General features: G+C 67.7%; 12 protein-coding genes and 1 pseudogene. 8 read left to right on the top strand and 5 right to left on the bottom strand.

Annotated features, from left to right (window positions below; translation table 11 throughout):
- Positions 1–254 precede the first annotated feature (254 nt).
- The 3 genes from ACL03I_RS12550 to ACL03I_RS12540 all read left to right on the top strand — a co-directional run bounded on the left by ACL03I_RS12550 (position 255) and on the right by ACL03I_RS12540 (position 3,632).
- The gene (locus ACL03I_RS12550; RefSeq protein ID WP_412805970.1) at positions 255–1,292 is read left to right on the top strand and encodes a cupin domain-containing protein; all 1,038 of its coding nucleotides are present in this window, start codon (positions 255–257) and stop codon (positions 1,290–1,292) included.
- 100 nt (positions 1,293–1,392) lie between these two features.
- Positions 1,393–3,024, top strand: a complete 1,632-nt coding sequence (locus ACL03I_RS12545; protein ID WP_412805969.1) for an FAD-binding oxidoreductase — start codon at positions 1,393–1,395, stop codon at positions 3,022–3,024.
- Positions 3,021–3,632, top strand: coding sequence for a TetR/AcrR family transcriptional regulator (locus ACL03I_RS12540; protein ID WP_355075322.1), 612 nt, complete (start codon positions 3,021–3,023; stop codon positions 3,630–3,632). Before ACL03I_RS12545 ends, ACL03I_RS12540 begins: the two co-directional genes overlap by 4 nt.
- A gap of 177 nt (positions 3,633–3,809) precedes the next feature.
- Here the strand turns inward: ACL03I_RS12540 and ACL03I_RS12535 are convergent, their stop codons facing one another.
- Together ACL03I_RS12535 and ACL03I_RS12530 are read right to left on the bottom strand one after the other, a co-directional pair.
- The gene (locus ACL03I_RS12535; protein ID WP_355075320.1) at positions 3,810–4,778 is read right to left on the bottom strand and encodes a TIGR03557 family F420-dependent LLM class oxidoreductase; all 969 of its coding nucleotides are present in this window, start codon (positions 4,776–4,778) and stop codon (positions 3,810–3,812) included.
- A gap of 166 nt (positions 4,779–4,944) precedes the next feature.
- On the bottom strand, positions 4,945–5,721 hold the full coding sequence (locus tag ACL03I_RS12530) for an MHYT domain-containing protein (protein ID WP_355075318.1): 777 nt from the start codon (positions 5,719–5,721) through the stop codon (positions 4,945–4,947).
- 732 nt (positions 5,722–6,453) lie between these two features.
- Here ACL03I_RS12530 and ACL03I_RS12525 point away from each other — a divergent pair.
- Both ACL03I_RS12525 and ACL03I_RS12520 read left to right on the top strand, forming a co-directional pair.
- Positions 6,454–6,993 (top strand): hypothetical protein, encoded by a 540-nt coding sequence (locus tag ACL03I_RS12525; protein ID WP_355075316.1) that lies wholly within the window; start codon positions 6,454–6,456, stop codon positions 6,991–6,993.
- Between the two features lie 89 nt (positions 6,994–7,082).
- A complete protein-coding gene (locus ACL03I_RS12520; protein ID WP_412805968.1) occupies positions 7,083–8,204 on the top strand; it encodes a CapA family protein in 1,122 nt (373 codons plus the stop codon).
- Here ACL03I_RS12520 and ACL03I_RS12515 read toward each other — a convergent pair.
- The 3 genes and pseudogenes from ACL03I_RS12515 to ACL03I_RS12505 form a co-directional block, all read right to left on the bottom strand.
- A pseudogene (locus tag ACL03I_RS12515) lies at positions 8,185–8,856 on the bottom strand (dienelactone hydrolase family protein); the annotation flags it as partial. The gene ACL03I_RS12520 and the pseudogene ACL03I_RS12515 sit on opposite strands and share 20 nt — an antisense overlap.
- Before the next feature lie 86 nt (positions 8,857–8,942).
- The gene (locus tag ACL03I_RS12510) at positions 8,943–10,559 is read right to left on the bottom strand and encodes an FAD-dependent monooxygenase (RefSeq protein ID WP_412805967.1); all 1,617 of its coding nucleotides are present in this window, start codon (positions 10,557–10,559) and stop codon (positions 8,943–8,945) included.
- Between the two features lie 72 nt (positions 10,560–10,631).
- The gene (locus ACL03I_RS12505) at positions 10,632–11,393 is read right to left on the bottom strand and encodes a hypothetical protein (protein ID WP_355075310.1); all 762 of its coding nucleotides are present in this window, start codon (positions 11,391–11,393) and stop codon (positions 10,632–10,634) included.
- A gap of 489 nt (positions 11,394–11,882) precedes the next feature.
- Here ACL03I_RS12505 and ACL03I_RS12500 point away from each other — a divergent pair, with 489 nt between their 5' ends.
- The 3 genes from ACL03I_RS12500 (at position 11,883) to ACL03I_RS12490 (ending at position 13,376) form a co-directional block, all read left to right on the top strand.
- Positions 11,883–12,053 (top strand): hypothetical protein, encoded by a 171-nt coding sequence (locus ACL03I_RS12500; protein ID WP_355075308.1) that lies wholly within the window; start codon positions 11,883–11,885, stop codon positions 12,051–12,053.
- Between the two features lie 339 nt (positions 12,054–12,392).
- A complete protein-coding gene (locus tag ACL03I_RS12495) occupies positions 12,393–12,947 on the top strand; it encodes a class I SAM-dependent methyltransferase (RefSeq protein ID WP_355075306.1) in 555 nt (184 codons plus the stop codon).
- A gap of 9 nt (positions 12,948–12,956) precedes the next feature.
- On the top strand, positions 12,957–13,376 hold the full coding sequence (locus ACL03I_RS12490) for a MerR family transcriptional regulator (protein ID WP_412805966.1): 420 nt from the start codon (positions 12,957–12,959) through the stop codon (positions 13,374–13,376).
- Positions 13,377–13,397 lie beyond the last annotated feature (21 nt).

The following is a 13,397-nucleotide window of genomic DNA, read 5'->3' as shown; positions in this document are numbered from 1 at the left end:
CGAACACCGATCGGATCGGCGCGCCGAGGTTGGTAAAGGTCCTAGGATTACCCGCACCCGCATTGGGCTATGACATGGTGTGATGTGAAAAACATTCGTTTGGGCACCACCCATCAACACTATTCATTGTGACGCAAATCACTATGCAAGGCTTTCAGCTATGACGCATGGGGCGCGGTCTCCCCGAGCTGCCATGCGCCGATACCGGCGCGAGCGCGCAACACCGATCCTTCGACCGCGAGCGAGGAGCAACCGTGCAGACACCATCGATCCATGTGGCCTCCCTACGGAAGGGTGAGCAGATCCACCGCAGCGAACTCGGCTCGCTCACCCGGCTCACCGCCGACAGCTTCCCGATCCTCAGCGGGCTCTCGATCAAACGCCTGACGCTCGCGCCCGGCGCGATCCGCGAACCGCACTGGCACGCCAACGCCGCCGAACTCACCTATTGCACCGCGGGCCGGGCCCTGGTCTCGGTCTTGGACGACGGCAGCCGATTCTCCTCGTTCCTGGTGAGCGCGGGCGAGATGTTCCACATCGACTCCGGCGCGCTGCATCACGTGGAGAACGTCGGCGATACCGAGGCCGAGTTCATCCTCGCCTTCCGCCACGAACGACCGGAGGACTTCGGATTCAGCGCGAGCCTCGGCGCGATGACCGATTCGGTGCTCGGCAACACCTACGACCTGCCCGCCGAGGACTTCGCGAAGATCCGGCGCGACACCACAGCGAAACTCGTCGTGCGACGCGAGGGCGAGCCCGACATCCCGTGCACCGCCCGCTACGGCGATCCGCACCACTTCGCGATCGAGGCGATGCCCGCCCCGGTGGACTCGCCGGTCGGTTCCGCGCGCACCGCCCGCGCCCAGTTCTGGCCCGCATTGCGTGACATCTCGATGTACTCGCTGCGGGTGCGCGAAGACGGCATGCGTGAACCGCACTGGCATCCGGTGACCGCCGAAATGGGCTACGTCCATCGCGGCTCGGCGCGAATGACGATCATGGATCCGGACGGCACCTTGGACACCTACATCGTGCGCGAAGGCGAGGTGTACTTCGTCCCGCGCGCCTACCCGCACCACATCGAAGTCGTCGACTCCCCCGAGATCCACTTGCTGATCTTCTTCGACCAACCCACGCCCGCGGACATCGGCTACCGCGCCTCGATGAGCGCCTATTCCAGGAAAGTGCTCGCCGCGACGTTCGGCGTCGCCCTTGACGCACTTCCCGACCTGCCCTTCACGCCGAGCGATCCGTTGATCGTCACGCGGAACAACGCACTCGTCCGGTAGTCGCGGCGCGGCGTCGACCGCCCGCGACGTCGACGCATTCGCTGCCAATTGATCGTCAGGTAATTTACCATCGAGTCAATTCAGCGGACGGAGCGCGGCGATGGCGACGAAATCGTGGTGGGGTTGGGGCAACCGGGAGGACGCGGTCACCGGGACCGAGCGGAAGGTCCTGACCGAACGCGTGGCGGCACTGCTGCCGAAAGCCGAGTTGACCGTGCACGAGGCGCCGGACCTGACGTCGTTGAGCGTGCCTCCGCCACGCGTCCGGGTGCCGGACGCGTTGACCCCCTTGGCCTCCGAAGACCTCGGCGACCGGGTCGCACACGGCCATGGGCAGGCATTCCGCGATGTGGTGCGCAATCTGCTCGGCCGCGTCGACCACGTACCCGACCAGGTGTTGCGGCCGCGGACCGAGCAGGACGTCCTCGACATCCTGGACTGGTGCGCGAGCGCGGGCGTCGCCGTGGTGCCGTTCGGCGGCGGAACGTCGGTGGTGGGTGGTGTCGAACTCCGCGGCGCCGACGCCTACGCCGGGTCGGTGTCGCTGGACACCGGCCGCCTGAGTCGGATCGTCGAACTCGACCGCACCAGCCGAGCCGCACGAATCCAAGCGGGCATACTCGGCCCGGCGCTGGAAGCGGCATTGCGGCCGGATGGTCTGACGCTGCGGCACTTTCCGCAGTCGTTCGAGTTCTCCACGCTCGGCGGCTGGCTGGCCACCCGGGCGGGCGGGCACTACGCGACCGTCTACACCCACATCGACGACATGGTCGAATCGCTACGGGTGGTCACACCGGCCGGGATCAGCGAATCCCGCAGGCTGCCCGCGTCCGGCGCGGGTCCGTCACCCGATCGGATGTTCCTCGGCTCGGAGGGCATCCTCGGCGTCATCACCGAAGCGTGGATGCGCTTGCAGGATCGTCCGCGCTGGCGGTCCGGGGCGTCGGTGGTGTTCGGCGACTACGGCGCGGCCGTGGCCGCGACGCGCGCCATCGCCCAGTCCGCGTTGTATCCGGCGAACTGCCGGCTGCTGGATCCGGTGGAGGCGTTCATCAACGCGGGCGCCAGCGCGGCGGGCGGGGTGCTCGTCCTCGGCTTCGAGTCCGCCGACCATCCCGTCGACGAGTCGATGCGTCGTGCGGTGCGGATCTGCCGCGAGCACGGCGGCACGATTCCGGACGGGGTCCGCACCACCGATTCCGCCGAAGACTCGGCGCGCACGGGCGCGGCCGACGCGTGGCGCTCGGCGTTCCTCCGCATGCCCTACCAGCGCGACGCGCTCGCCGCCCAATCCATGATCGTCGAGACCTTCGAAACAGCCTGCACCTGGGACCGTTTCGAGGCCCTGCGAGCGGCGGTGCGGGAAGCGACCACGGACGCGTTCCGATCCGCCGGTGTGACCGGTGTTTCGACCTGCCGGTTCACCCATGTCTATCCGGACGGACCCGCGCCGTACTTCGGCATCTACGCCGCGGGCCGGTGGGGACGGACCGTCGAGCAATGGGACGAGATCAAGACGGCCGTGTCGGAGGCGCTGCACCGCAACGGCGCGACCATCACGCACCATCACGCCGTCGGCCGCGACCACCGCCCCTGGTACGACCGCCAGCGACCCGAACCTTTCGCCGCGGCGCTGCGCGCGGCCAAATCGGCACTCGATCCCGCGGGCATCCTCAATCCCGGTGTGCTGATCGACCCGGTCGTACACCGGGCCACCGGGGAGGACCGGTGAGCAGGCCGGGCACCAAGGGCGTGCCGCGCGAGCGGCGGGAAGAGCAGATCCTCGACATCGCCACCACCGAATTCGGCGAACGCGGCTACGCCAAGGCTTCGGTCGCCGAAATCGCCTCGGCCGCAGGCGTGTCCAAGCCGCTCGTGTACGCCTACTTCGGCTCCCGCGACGCACTGCACGCGGCTTGCGTGCACCGCGCCGGGAAGAGCTTGGTCGACGCGGTCGCGGCGGCCCAGTCCACGCATGGTGCGCACGACCGGGCGCTGGCGACACTGACCGGGATCTTCCACGCACTGGACGGACGCACCCAGAACTGGAAGATCGTCTACGACCCCACACTGCCACGTCCGGGTGCGGCCTTCGCGGTGGCCCGGCATTATCAGGATGCCTTGAACGGCATGGGCTCGGCAGGGGTATCGGAGATTCTGGCCGATGCCGGCATCTCCGATCCCGGCGATCACTCGCTGCTGCTGGCGCTGTGGTTCAGCATCGTGTCCACCACCATCTCGTGGTGGAGCGACCATCCCGACCACACGCCCGAGGACATGACCCAGCGCTGCCTGCGCCTGTTCACCACGGTCCGTGGAACGACCACTCGACGGACCTGATCGCGGTCGCCTTGCGTCGCAATGCAACACCTCGTCGCGGGCGACGCGTTGCGCGCGGAACAAGCGGACATGCGCCGCACGCCGGCGGGCGTGAGCGGCTGCCCACCCGCGACGTGCACGGCGCGACGGAAGATACCGACGACGACCGCGCGCCCGTCGGTGACGGAAGTTTCGCGCTCAGACGCTCGGGGTCAGTGCACGGAGAGGTTTGTCGAGTTCACGGCGGTAGAAGTCCAGGAAGCCGTCGGGGTCGGGACCGGCGTTCTGCATCACGAGATGGTCGAAGCCCGCATCGGTGTACTGCTGGGCGGCATCGAGATAGCGGGCCGGGTCCGGCCCGCAGGCGAAGTTGTCGAGGACGTCTTCGAGCCGGACGGTGGTGGTCGCCGCGGCGAAATTGACCGGGTTCGGCAACTCGCTCATCACCTTCCAGCCCGTCAGGGCCCAGCGGGTGGTATCGAGCACCGCCTTCGCCGCCGTTTCCTCGTCGGGCGCCCACGCCATGCCGACTTCCGCGTATCGGGGGCCCGCGCCGCCCGACGCGCGGTAGCGCTCGACGATTTCGGACTCGGGCTCGGTCGCGAACAGGCCGTCGCCGAGTTCCGCGGCGATGCAGGCCGCCTCCAGCCCACCGCTGGCGACGGCGATGGGCGGGAGGGTCTCGGGCAGATCGAAGACCCGTGCGTCGGAAAGGCTCAGGAATTCCCCGTCGTAGGAGTGATAGCCGCCGCTCCAGAGCAAGCGGATGATCTCGATGGCCTCGCGCAGCATGCGATGCCGGATGCGTACGGGCGGGAATTCCCGGCCGACGACATGCTCGTTGAGACGTTCACCAGAACCGACACCGAGGGTGAAGCGGTTGCCGGACAAGATCGCCAGAGTGGCTGCCGCCTGCGCGACGATCGCGGGGTGGTATCGCAGAATGGGGCAGGTCACTCCGGTCGCGAGCTCGATCCGCTCGGTCTTCGCCGCGATGGTTCCGAGCACTGTCCAGGCGAACGGTGAGTGCCCTTGGTTGTCCAGCCAAGGATGGAAGTGGTCACTGATCTCGACGAAGTCGAAACCCGCCTCTTCCGCCCGAACGGCTTGCCGGACAAGCTCGTTCGGACCGAATGCCTCGGCCGCCAGTTTGTACCCGATGCGCATCGCCACCTCCTGGTTCAACTGGGAGCGTCCGGCCACCGCGCGAACCGGCTCTTGGGGCGCGTACCCGGCATGCGGCGGTGAAAACGTCGCCGCGCCCCGGGCGGTGCCGGGGCAACGGGCTGCCGCGTCATTCGGCCGACCGGCGACAAAGCGCTACCCGGTCGGTTCACTCACGAGTCGGCCAGTAACTGGCAGCGTGCCGGCCCTGCGGCACATAGGTGTTCTCGTCGTCGACTTCCGTGACACCCAGGTGCAGCAGTAGCAGCACCGTCACCAGGCTGATGCTCACGATCAGCGGGGTGAGCAACTGCGTCGCGCCGGCCCCGGAGGGTGCGTGCATGTGCTCGGCTTCGTGCACGTGCATCGCGAGCATGCCCGTGTAGTGCATGCCGGACACCGCGACACCCATGACCGCCGCCGCGCCGACGGTGACGAGCGTGCTGCGGGTGTGCAGCGTGAACCACAACGCGGCGGTCGCCGCGACGACGGCGATCACCATGGACAACGCGACGATCCGTCCGTCGTAGCCGATCATCGCGTCGGATTTCATGGCGTACATGCCCGCGTAGTGCATCGCGCCGACGCCCAGACCGGTCACCCCGCCGCCGGCCAGCAGTCCCACCGGCCCCAGCGCTCGCTGGTGTGCGATGCGCAGTCCGATCCACACCACCACCATGGCGATCACGGCGCTGAGCAGGGTGATCGGAACGTCGTACCGGATCGTCGCCCCCTCGATGGCGAAGCCGAGCATCGCGATGAAGTGCATGACCCAGATGCCGGTGCCGCCGATCGCGACCGCCGCGGCGATCAGCCAGCCGTCGCGTGCGGACCCGGTACGAGATCTGGCCACGCATCGAAGTCCCAGCAATGATCCGGTGAACGACATGACGTAGGCGACGATGGGCGTAAGCCATCCGTGACTGAAGTGGTCGATTTCCAGCACGCGACACTCCCTCGCTGGATAGATTCGAGCCATCGGCGACGCGAAGCCCGGATCTCACATAGTGAAACTGCAGGTAGATAGTTTAGAGTACTACTATCCTCTTTATAAACATAGGATGAGTTCCAAATAGCGGGAAGTGCGCTGGTAGGCCATCGAAGCGACGGCGCTTCGGCCCACAGCGCCACCTCCGCGCGTAAGGGCGCTCGACAGCTAGTATCTGGCTTCCACGTGACGGCAGCACGACCCGTATCCCACTCACCGGACCCGTGGCCGCCGGTACCGGCATCCGGCATCCGGCATCCGGCATCCGGCATCCGGCATCCGGCATCCGGCATCCGGCATCCGGCATCCGAGCGGTAGCCGAACTTCGAAGGGCCGTATCGGTCAACCGGACTCCTGGTCGGATGCACGTGCGAATGCGATTTCGGCACGGCGGCCGAACCTTTCGGAAGTCGAGCACGAGCACAATCGCAGTTAACGCCCAAGTCCGGACGCGACGGCCGGACTCCGTCCCCGATGACCCACTCCGGCAGAGACCTTCACACCCTCGTATCCCCCGGGATCGTCGTGGCGAGGCCAGCATGAACGCGACGATCGGGAACGCCGATTCCGGCGCTGCCGCGGCGGCGCAACGGAGCGAGACGAGCCGGCGAGCACGCCCAATCGCGACTTCTGGCGAACTTTCAGCGTTTCTCCGTATATCTCACCTGGGTAACAGCGTATCGTCGCGCTATGCCGACAGCGACGTCGATCGACACCGGAGCCGAACACCTCGCCTGCTGGGTCACCGTCGTGGGGGAACGTCTACACCAGTTGCCGACAGCAAACCCGCATATCCTGCTCGCCCACGCGATGAGCGGGTTCCTCGCGATCGGACGGGCGAGCATGGCCCTGCTGACCACCTCCGCCAATCCGACCGACATCCGAGACCACGATCTCGTCTTCGAGATCACGGCCGACGCCGAACGCTGGCTCACCGACGCGGCGACCGAACCGATCGTCAACCAGGTCACCGACCGCGGCGAGCACATTCAGCGCTATCTCAGTCCCGCCGCGCTCGACACCGTCGCGAAAGCACGCCTGCGACGCTGCGCGCAGGCTACCGCGATCCATACCCGCGATCTGCTGACCGGGATCGACGCCGACCCGGCCGCGTCGGAGGAGATCCGCGATCTCGCCCGTGATCTCGCCGCGCGAGCGAACGTCATCGCCACCGTCTACGCCGACGACCCGCAGCAGCTGCTTTCGATGGCCCGGCAGGCGACTCGGTAGCCGACCACTCCGGGAGGTCGGCGAGTACGGGTCACGCCCGATACTCGGGTGCGGCACGCGACCAGCGGCGCGTTCACATCGAGGCCGCGATGATCGACAATGGTGACATGGCGACGGTGCTGCTCGGCGGCGACGTCATGCTGGGCCGGGGTGTCGACCAGATCCTGCCGCATCCCGGCGACCCGAGGCTGCGCGAACGGTACGTCAACGACGCACGAACCTACGTGGAGCTGGCCGAGCGCGCGCACGGCGAGTTCACTCATCCGGTCGGATACCGGCACTTGTGGGGTGATGTGCTGCCGCTGCTCGCCCAGCTCGACCCTGAGGTGCGGTTGCTCAACCTGGAGACGTCGATCACCGCCGACGGCGCGTTCGCTCCCGCGAAGGGCATTCATTACCGGATGCATCCGGACAACGTGCCCGCGTTGACCGCGATCGCACCGGTGGTCTGCGCGCTGGCCAACAATCACGTGCTCGATTTCGGAATTCCCGGGCTCGCCGACACCCTCGAAGCGCTCGACGCCGCGCATATCGACCGCGCCGGCGCGGGGGCCGACCTCGCGGGCGCCCGTGCCCCCGCCACGGTGGAACTCGCCGACGGCCGTCGCGTGGTGATCGTGTCGGTCGCCGCCGGATCCAGCGGTGTTCCGGAATCCTGGTCGGCACGGCGCGACCGGCCGGGCCTGTGGCGAGTGGGCTACTCCCCCGGCGCCACGGCGGCCGATGATGTCGCCGCCGAGGTGGCGGCGCACAAGCGGGACAACGACATCGGCATCGTTTCCGTGCATTGGGGGCCGAACTGGGGCTACGACGTGACGCGAACCGAAACACAGTTCGCACACCGATTGATCGACGCCGGAGTCGACGTGGTGCACGGGCACTCCGCGCATCATCCGCGTCCGATCGAGATCTACCGTGGCAAACCGATCCTCTACGGGTGCGGCGACGTCATCGACGACTACGAAGGCATCCGCGGCCACGAGCGGTACCACACCGATCTGCATCCGCTGTATCTCGTGGCGGTGGACCACGGTTCGGCGGAGGTCCGGCTGATTCCACTGCAGGTGCGGCACATGCGCCTGGAATGGGCCCCGCGCACCGAATCCCGTTGGCTCTGCGCCAAACTCGAAGACATCAGCCGCGGTTTCGGCACCCGCGTCGCGCCCGGCACCGACGACCTCCCCGTGGTGTTCAGTGGCGCACGACGGTGAGATGGCGGAGGAACCACGCTACCGCCGAGTCGGCGACTTGTTCGAGCGCACCGGGTTCCTCGAACAGGTGTGTCGCGCCGGGAACGATGTCCAGCTCACTCGGGCACGGCATCCGTAACTGCGCCTCCCGATTCATCTCCAGCACCCATCGATCGTTGCCACCCACGATGAGCAGTGTCGGTGCGCGGACCGAGCCCAACCGCGAACCGGCCAGATCCGGACGACCGCCACGGGAGACGACCGCCGCGATCTCGGTGCCCGGTTCGGTCGCCGCCCACAGTGCCGCGCCCGCGCCGGTGCTCGCCCCGAAATATCCGGTCGGCAGGCCACCGAGCTCCGGCCGCGTCCGGAGCCAGTGCGTCACCTCGACCAGCCGGTGAGCGAGCAACTGGATGTCGAACACGCGGGCGCGGTCGCCTTCCTCCTCGACGGTCAGCAGATCCACCAGCATCGTCGCGAATCCCGCCTGGTTGAGGACCTCGGCGACGAACCGGTTGCGCGGACTGCGCCTGCCGCTGCCGCTGCCATGGGCGAAGGCGATCAGCGCGGTGCGCTCCGGCGGCACAGCCAGCACCCCGGCCAGTCGGGTGGACTCCGACGGCACGATGACCTCTTCTGTCCGCGTCGGGGACGGGTGTGCGGACGGCATCGAACACCTCCTGTTATCCGGCGTACCCGATCGAGTCGGTCGCACGCAAGGGGGGAAGGTCCTTCGTCCGCACAATGGGCGTGGCGCCGTCAGCGGAACGTCGCGCCGAGGTACTCGGTCAGATCGTCGATCGAGGACGCCCACCCCGCGTAACCGAGGTATCCGTCGGGACGCACGACATACGCGGCTGCGCCGGTGGCACCGTAGGCCTTCGCGAAATCGGCGTCACGGTCGCGGACGACCGGCAGCAGCGTATCGTCGACCCGCGCTCCGGGTGCGGCGAGCAGGTACACGTCCAGGTGCCGGTGCGCTCGGCGGCGCGCCGCTGCGGCAAGATCGGCCAGCGCCCCGATTTCGGTCCCGGCGCTGTCGTCGGCGTAGAGCAGGAGGGTGTGATCGGTCCGTCCGAACAGCGCGAACAGGCGGATCGGAAAGGTGACCGCGCCGCGGACCAACCCGGCGGCGTCGGGAGCGCGCAGTCCCGCCCGCAGACCCGGCCAGCGGTCGGCCGCGCGCGCCACGATCGGGCTGTCCCGGTAGTCGATCAGCAGTTGCGCCTCACGCCGGATGACGAAATCCAGGTCCGACTCCCCGGCCCCGATACCCTCCCGTGCACTGCGCACGGTGCGTCCGACCACTTCGTCGCCGACCGGCCTGCGCTCGGCGTCGTAGCTGGCAGGCAGTTTCGGTGCACTGTCGCCGCTGACCGCCAGCGCGAGCTTCCACGCGAGATTGTGCGCGTCCTGAATGCCCGTGTTCATCCCCTGCGCGCCGGTGGGCGGATGAATATGCGCTGCGTCGCCTGCCACGAAAACCCGTCCGCGCGCGTAGGCATCGACGATGCGGTGACTGATCCGGAAGACCGACGACCACCGCAGTTTCGACGCGGTGACCGGCTCGGGAGCGAGGCGGTCGAGGACGGCTTGGATATGGTGCAACCGCGGCGTGGGGCCGCCTTCGAATCCGTGCACGAGTTGGTCGGGGTTGGGCGTTTCCGCCGTGGTGAGTTCGTCGGGGACCAGCATCGACACTCGGTACCGGCCGCGTCCCGGCAACGGTATGCACACCAGCAGGTCATCGGTGACGCCTTCGGTGCGGTGCGTCGAGCGGATGACGTAGCCGCGGGGCAGCGACCAGTCGAGTTCGACATCGCCGAGCATGTATTGCTCGGCGAACGCCGCTCCCCCGAAGGACAGACCCAGCCGCTTGCGGACGATGCTGTGCGCTCCGTCGCAGCCGATCAGGAACTGCGCGTCGACGGTGTGTTCGCCGTCGGCGTCGACGAGCACCGCGCGCACGCCGCTGTCGTCCTGCTCGAAGGTCGTCAGCCAGGTGGCGCGTTCGATCCGGGTGCCCGTCTCGGCCAATCGCTCCCGCAGGATTCGCTCGGTCACGTATTGCGGCAGCCCGATGAACCCGTAGGGGACGTCCGCGGGCAGCGTGAGTTCCGTCCTGGCCACCTCGGCGCCGTTCACGTACACCAGCTGGCCACGCAACTGGAGGGATGCGTCGAGCATCCGGCGCAGGACACCCAACCCTTCGAACACCTCGAGCGTTCGCGGTTGGATGCCCACGGCCTTCGCGTATCGGGGCGGCTCGGGCAGCGCGTCCACGATTCGGCAGGCGACACCGCGCCGGGCCAACTCGATTGCCGCGGTCAACCCGACCGGCCCAGCACCGGCAATGAGTACCTCTGTGCCGACCATGCGTTACCGCCTCGGACTGCGTACTCACACAGTGATTCGGGCGAGTCTACTCGGCCCTGCGGGGGTAGACGATCAGTCCGCGTCTTCGGATTCGGCGGACGGCTTCGACGTGACGACATTGATCCGCAACGGGAGGCGGAACAGGTTGCCCGATCGGTTGCGGACCCACTGGGTGACGGCGGCGACCGCCGAGCCCAGCGAAGTCACGCCCGCGAGCAGCGCCCACGGCGTGAGCGTCGCGGACGTGTAGGCGACCTGCCCGATACCGGGCACGACGAGTTTGCCGTTGCCGAACGCCCAGTTCATCAACGATCCGATCTGCCCGCCCAGATCCGTCTTGCGTCCGACCATCGCCTTCAGCTCGGGGCCCTTGCTGTTGATGTAGAGCACGGTGAACACCACGAACAGTGCGGCGACCAACGTGGCCAGCGTCGCCAGCCGATTCAGCGCCTCGATACGAAGGCGCAGGTTCACCACGATCGCGAAAAGCGCGATGACGATAGCGGCACAGGCGAGCAACGCCCAGAAGCCGGTGATCCGGGCGCCGGGAGGCGCCGATCGCGACCAGACGTTGAGGAACCGCGTGGTGATCTCCATCCGGCCGAACGCGTTGGTGCTGACCTTGCCATCGGCGCCCGCGGCGGTGAGCCATGGCTGGAACAGCAGCACGAGCGTCACCAGGCTTCCGACCGCGGCCCACACATAGCCCCAATATCCGCGCAGCGCGGCCAGAATTGCCTTCGCCGGCACGACGGCGCCGCTTCCCGCCCGGTCCTGCCGGGCGGACCGGTCGTCTCGCGTTTCGTCCGACTGCCAGGGCGTTGGCTGCACCATTACCTCAGTTTAGGGTCGCGGCACCGACCGAATTCGGGCCCAACTCACCAACAGTGGGAAGTCTCCATGCGGATGCGGCGGCGCGGCCCAACGGGCGGCCCCACCCCGCTACGAGGGCGTAACGATCACCGTTACCGAACGGCTCTCCCCCGCGCCGAACCAATCCACACAGCGCCTGCCGTGGCAACGCATCGGGCCGACGGCTATCACTCCACGACACGATCGGAGATAGCCAGGTCTCCATTGGGCAAAGGAGATTCGAACACATATCGAAGCACGTAATTCCGGTGATTGTGGGCAAAAAGAATCCGCCGGTAGGTTTTTCGCCCGGGTTGGCTGCCACTACCCCGGAAAAAGCGCCATCGGTGATCGTCCTGTTACGTAATGCCGGGGAACTTGACGTTTCCTTGCCTGGTGCTCACCGGACTATGGGTGAAGCATGAATCTCGTGAGTCAGAGTTAAGTTTCACTCGAGTCAAAGGATGCACAATGTCGACCAAAATCACGAAAATCGTCGCAGCGACCGCAATGGCCGTCTCCTTCGGCGTCATCGCGGCTCCCGCCGCTACCGCCGAAACGACGCCGTCCGGCGCCGCGACGCCGGTTTTCGGCTCGGTAGTCTTCTGCATACCGCTCGGCAGCGCCGTCTGGTGCATCTGAGAGCGCCTGTTGTGCGGCCCCGCCGCGTTCCGGCGGGGCCGCACTTCTCGGCTGGAAGTCTTTCCAGCTCCGATGATCGGCGGTGTGCGAGGCAGCCCGCCCAGTGTCACGCGAACCGACATGAGGAAGGCAGATCGTCGCAGTCGCCGCCGCACGTGGATCGACCGTCGCGGCGGCACTGTCACCATCGGACCTCCTTTGTGCCACACCCGCGATCGCCGTGTCGTCCACTGAGGCGCGATGCGGGTGGCAAGCCTGGGCGACTCGGCGCCGCAAGCAGCTCTTGACTTCAGGTCGACCTCAACTCGCAAGCTGAGCGCAGCACGAGGAGAGGTGACCATGACAACGTTCGGAGCAAAGCAGAGCCGCGGCTACGACCAGCGGGCTTCCCGGCTGCTCGGGGGCCTGTACCGCCGGATCGCCGCGGACGTCGACGCAATCGCGCAATCGGGGGCGTGTGTGCTCGACGTGGGGACCGGGCCGGGGGAACTATTGGCGCAGTTGGGTTCTCGGCGGCCGGATCTGCGGCTGCACGGCGTCGACCTGTCGCCGCACATGATCGACCTCGCCGACGCGAAGCTGTCCGGCGGCGCGGTGGAACTGTCGGTCGGTGACGTGGCCGCGCTTCCCTACCCTGACGACAGCTTCGATCTGGTCGTTTCGAGCCTGAGCATGCACGAGTGGCCGGAGGTCGACCGCGCGATAGCCGAGCTGGCGCGGGTATCGCGACCCGGCGGCGCCGTGGCGATCTACGACTTCCGTTTCCTGCGCTCGGCGGCCGCGCTCAGCGCGTTGCGCCGTTCGTTCGAGGCGGCGACCGTGCGGCGGGAAGCGGTACGTCCGCGGCGTCAGCCCATCGGGCTGTACACGCGGCTCACCGCCCGCGCCGCCTAGAGTGCGGATATGGCGGGCGACGACATGCCGATCGGTGAACTCGCGGCGCGGTTCGGTCTGGCCACCCATGTGCTGCGGCACTGGGAGGATGCCGGATTGCTCGCGCCGCGGCGAGACGGGGCGGGCCGTCGCCGCTACCGCGACGGCGATGCGGAAACCGTGGCGATGATCCTGATCGGCAAGCAGGTGGGTTTATCGCTGGAGGAACTCGCCACGCTCTTCGCCGAGGCGTCCGACCGCTCCGCTCGCCGCGACTTGCTGCGTGCCCACCGCGACCAGCTCGTCAGCCGGATCGCGCAGTCCACCGCGGCGCTGGAGACCATTACGCACGCTCTCGACTGCGCCGCCGCGGACTTCCGTGAGTGCCCGCACTTCCAGGCCAAGGTCGCCGAGGCGCTCGCGCTGGTCACGAACCGGTCAAGGCCATGAGGTAAATCGTTATGGCGCACG

Source organism: Nocardia sichangensis (genome assembly GCF_047200615.1).
GTDB lineage: Bacteria > Actinomycetota > Actinomycetes > Mycobacteriales > Mycobacteriaceae > Nocardia > Nocardia sichangensis.
The sequence above is the reverse complement of the archived record's forward strand: the minus strand, read 5'-3'. Positions and strand labels throughout refer to the sequence as shown.

Coding starts and splice junctions, on each gene's coding strand:
- ACL03I_RS12495 (WP_355075306.1), top strand. CDS start 12,393: ATGACAACGTTCGGAGCAAAGCAGAGCCGCGGCTACGACCAGCGGGCT.
- ACL03I_RS12535 (WP_355075320.1), bottom strand. CDS start 4,778: ATGCGCATCGGGTACAAACTGGCGGCCGAGGCATTCGGTCCGAACGAG.
- ACL03I_RS12545 (WP_412805969.1), top strand. CDS start 1,393: ATGGCGACGAAATCGTGGTGGGGTTGGGGCAACCGGGAGGACGCGGTC.
- ACL03I_RS12520 (WP_412805968.1), top strand. CDS start 7,083: ATGATCGACAATGGTGACATGGCGACGGTGCTGCTCGGCGGCGACGTC.
- ACL03I_RS12500 (WP_355075308.1), top strand. CDS start 11,883: ATGTCGACCAAAATCACGAAAATCGTCGCAGCGACCGCAATGGCCGTC.
- ACL03I_RS12490 (WP_412805966.1), top strand. CDS start 12,957: ATGGCGGGCGACGACATGCCGATCGGTGAACTCGCGGCGCGGTTCGGT.
- ACL03I_RS12510 (WP_412805967.1), bottom strand. CDS start 10,559: ATGGTCGGCACAGAGGTACTCATTGCCGGTGCTGGGCCGGTCGGGTTG.
- ACL03I_RS12505 (WP_355075310.1), bottom strand. CDS start 11,393: ATGGTGCAGCCAACGCCCTGGCAGTCGGACGAAACGCGAGACGACCGG.
- ACL03I_RS12525 (WP_355075316.1), top strand. CDS start 6,454: ATGCCGACAGCGACGTCGATCGACACCGGAGCCGAACACCTCGCCTGC.